At 51.0% G+C, this 3,370-nt stretch carries 8 protein-coding genes; all 8 read right to left on the reverse strand.

What is annotated here, in order from left to right; all coding sequences use genetic code 11:
• The coding region (locus E3E28_RS10595; protein ID WP_167915442.1) for a hypothetical protein at positions 1-292 on the reverse strand (292 nt) is incomplete at its 3' end.
• Complete coding sequence (locus tag E3E28_RS10600; RefSeq protein WP_240921755.1) at positions 289-1,476, reverse strand: integrase; 1,188 nt, start codon at positions 1,474-1,476, stop codon at positions 289-291. The genes E3E28_RS10595 and E3E28_RS10600, both read right to left, overlap by 4 nt.
• Before the next feature lie 5 nt (positions 1,477-1,481).
• Positions 1,482-1,835: a hypothetical protein gene (locus tag E3E28_RS10605; protein WP_167712281.1), complete on the reverse strand. Its 354-nt coding sequence runs from the start codon at positions 1,833-1,835 to the stop codon at positions 1,482-1,484.
• A 209-nt stretch (positions 1,836-2,044) separates the two neighbouring features.
• A complete protein-coding gene (locus E3E28_RS10610) occupies positions 2,045-2,263 on the reverse strand; it encodes a hypothetical protein (RefSeq protein ID WP_167889336.1) in 219 nt (72 codons plus the stop codon).
• Positions 2,250-2,429 carry a hypothetical protein gene (locus E3E28_RS10615; protein ID WP_167895466.1) on the reverse strand — a complete coding sequence of 60 codons (180 nt, stop codon included), beginning with the start codon at positions 2,427-2,429 and terminating at the stop codon, positions 2,250-2,252. The genes E3E28_RS10610 and E3E28_RS10615 overlap by 14 nt, the downstream gene beginning before the upstream one ends.
• Before the next feature lie 33 nt (positions 2,430-2,462).
• Positions 2,463-2,810 carry a hypothetical protein gene (locus E3E28_RS10620; RefSeq protein ID WP_167915444.1) on the reverse strand — a complete coding sequence of 116 codons (348 nt, stop codon included), beginning with the start codon at positions 2,808-2,810 and terminating at the stop codon, positions 2,463-2,465.
• A complete protein-coding gene (locus E3E28_RS10625; protein ID WP_167895468.1) occupies positions 2,803-3,018 on the reverse strand; it encodes a hypothetical protein in 216 nt (71 codons plus the stop codon). The genes E3E28_RS10620 and E3E28_RS10625 overlap by 8 nt, the downstream gene beginning before the upstream one ends.
• Positions 3,005-3,244 carry a hypothetical protein gene (locus tag E3E28_RS10630; protein ID WP_167712319.1) on the reverse strand — a complete coding sequence of 80 codons (240 nt, stop codon included), beginning with the start codon at positions 3,242-3,244 and terminating at the stop codon, positions 3,005-3,007. Before E3E28_RS10630 ends, E3E28_RS10625 begins: the two co-directional genes overlap by 14 nt.
• Positions 3,245-3,370: the final 126 nt, after the last annotated feature.

The raw sequence follows: 3,370 nt of genomic DNA on the forward strand, positions 1-3,370 counted from the left end.
TCAGCTTTTCAAAAAGCTCGAGCTCGGCCCGCTTCAGCTCGCGCAGGCCGAGCAAATACTCCAAGTGCTTTTCCACATCACCGCGCCAGGCCGGCATTGAAATCCAACTGTGGAGCTTCGCCCTCCAGCCGCCCCTCTTGAGCGTCTCGATGTGCATTTCAATGTCCATGAGCTGTTCCTCCACGAGGCGCCAGGGGCGGAATATTGCGTCATAAAGAAAACTAATGAAATACAGGGTAATGAGCCCGATGAGTGAGAGTCCAATCGCGTGGTTAATGAGTTCCACATTCATTTTCCACCCTCCAGCACGGCTTTTAGGTCGTCAACAACCGCAGAATACCACTCGTCGGCTAGGATCTCGAGGTTCAGGTAGTGTTTTTCGAGAACCCCACGCTCGGCGCGGCCCTGAATGAAGTTGATGACTTCAAAGGGGCACCCTTGCCTTGCTAGGAACGTCGCAAACCACTCCCGCACCGCCGAGGCCGAAAACTGGACGCTCTTCTCAGTGTTTCTGACGGCACGAAGCTTGACGCGGAGCCTGTTCTTCACGTGCTCGTAGTCGAGAGGAAGCTGCTCAAGTTCTGAAAGCGCGAAGTCGCGAGGCAGGTAAGCATAGAAAGCCTTTTTCTGGCCTTTATGGCGGTGTAGCGGGTATTTTGCTATGTTCTTATGCTCAGGTGGCAAAATTAGCTTCGCAGGGTCATACTCATTGAAGAGCTCGACCACGGCCCTAAGCCGCAGGCCGGAATAGACGAGGGCTTTGTAGATAGCCGCGAGAATGGCGTCTTTCTGCTCATAGTACTCCAGAGCGGCCCTAATCTGCTCGTCTGAAACATTCACCTTCCGCGGCTGGACGGGCTTGGTCCAGATGATTTCCTTCAGATCCAGATGCTGCTCGCGGGTTATTACTCCCCTGCTCTTGAGGAAGTTCACAAAACTCCTGAGGGCCTTCGTGATGTGCCTCTTATATTCTACTGACATTAGCGCCTCCTGAAGATCCTCGTAGCTTTGGATTGTGTATGTTGAGAAAAACTTCTCAAGGGTGGCAGGGTAACGGCGCTTCGTTTCCTCTGTGGCAACTCTAAGGGAGAGCCATTTCTGGTAAGCCTCTTTGTGAAGAGACCAAAGCGTATTCAGCGGCATTTGGGAGGAGGACTGTAGCTTTCGAGCCCGCGCCCCGGGTTCAAATCCCGGCCGGGGCACCATAATCGCACTTCTCTCAACTCCACGCCCTTCTATCGTTGAGAGCCGCTCTAAAACGGCATCTTCAATGAAACGAGACCTGTTATAAGTCGCGCTGTCCAGGAGTTTGAGGACCTCTGGATCCAAAGTAATATGCACTGGAATTCTACGCCTTCTCGGCCTTCTTTGGGGCATATAAAGCACTCTCCAAGGTTCGTTTTGTGTGGCCACACATGGCCACATGTGGCTACACTGGAAAATTTGGTGCCCCATTGTTATAGCCATTGCGGTCATGAGGCTCACCAGATTTCCTCGACTTTCCCCATCTTGAAAAGCCAGAGTTTGCCGAGGTATTCCATTCTGTCAGTGAACTTCTTCGAGAGAATGTACGTGTGGTAAGCTCCTCTGCTGATGAAGCCAAGAGCCTCAAGCCTCTTGATGACGCGGAAGTAAAGATAATGCTTTTCGGGTGGGAAGAGGTCCTTGTACTCGTCCCAACCCATGCGCCCGTTCTTCTTGATGTACTCGACAATCTCCTCGGCCATCTTCCTGGCTTCCTCACTTTCAAAAACAACCTCGAAGACATCGCGAGGCTGAACCAGGACAGGCATTTTGATGGTCACAACCTCAGGAAGGCGCCTTCGTCTCGGCATACTCACACCACCTCAGTTATTAACTGCGACGGGCTTAAAATTATCATTTGAAACGCGGTTCGCGAGTTGGGGGTGAATACTGCACGGTGGTGCAAGTATTCTGGATTTGTGCCGTTTGTCCTTGGTCATTTGAGGAAGATGTTTTGGAAAGACGGATACTATACAGAGGCTGTTATTATCGCTGTTAACATACGTATGAAAGTTAACGCTCACCATTCCACCCCCGTGTCAATGCAAATAACTTCCTTTTCCTTGAGCTCAAGTTCGTCAATGTAAGGCTCCCCTCCAAAGAACTGTTCAACTGTCCAGCCACGCTCAGAGAGGTACTCTTCAACGATTCTTCTCGCCTCTTCCGCAGTATCTGCTACAACTATCATCGAAACATCAATGTTCTCATCTGCCACCAAAAACAACTTACTCACCGCCACCACGCTCCTCCTCGATAATCTTGAGTACGTATTTGAGTGCTTCAATCGCACCCTTGCGTTCCATAGGGTGTGTTCCGGGAATAGGCGTTACTGCAATATACGAAAGAGTCTCTTGTATTCTGCGTTCAATACGAGCTAATACCTCATCCACATCTTTTGCCGCCATCGCCCCGTCACCTCCCCCATACAGGGGCTGTTATTATTCTTCAATCCCTGCACTCTCCTTCACCTCACGCCTTGCCCTCATGACTGCGGTATAGATCTCACCGAGCGGGACCCACACGCAGCCATTCTCGTCCTCCTGGACTACACTGAAGTACTTCTCATAGTGGGCCTCAACCTCAGCCCTCGCGAGTTCATCAAGTTTATCCATGACCCTGTCCGCTTCGTCTGCCCAATCCCTCCAGTCCTCGACAAGAGTCCACGCCTCCTCGAGGAGAAGCCTGGCACCCTCGGGAAGAGTCTTGTACCGCGAAATCATGTGGAACAGTTTCAGCAGTTCAACCATGTCCTCCTTCAAGTCCGTGAAGGTCCTCACCTCAACCATGCACCTCACCCTTTTTCTCTTGAATATGCTCCTCTAACTTCTCGATCCACTCTATCCAATCCCATGCGATTCTTTGAATGCCCTTCAAATCGTACTCCACGCTCTTTGGAATCCTGTACTGCAGGGCCTCATCAGCAAGCTCGTAAATCGCGAGCAAGTCCTTGTACAACTCCTCAAAAGTCCTCATGCGGAACTCACTCACTGCCACCACGCTCCTTGAAGTGGCTGACGACTTTCCTGATCTTCTCAGAAAGCCCGTCTAGCATGATGTCCGCTTCTTCTATTGCTCGTTCCAGCTCCTTGAGCATCCCTAACTCTTCTTTAGTGAGTTCATTATTGAGATAGATTCTGCGCACGTACTCAAGCGGCTTGTATAGCATACCGCCCTCAAATTTCCTCGCGTATTGTTCCAACTTTTCCAACTCAAACTCCACGCCCCGTCACCTCCCCAATACCTCCTTCATTATCTTCCTCAGCTCAATGAAGTCCTCAGCAACCTCCACATCTTCAAGCGATATCACAGCGTACAAATCCTCCGCAGAAGTCCCCCCATACCTCCG

It is taken from the genome of Thermococcus sp. 21S9 (assembly GCF_012027635.1).
Classification (GTDB): Archaea; Methanobacteriota_B; Thermococci; order Thermococcales; family Thermococcaceae; genus Thermococcus.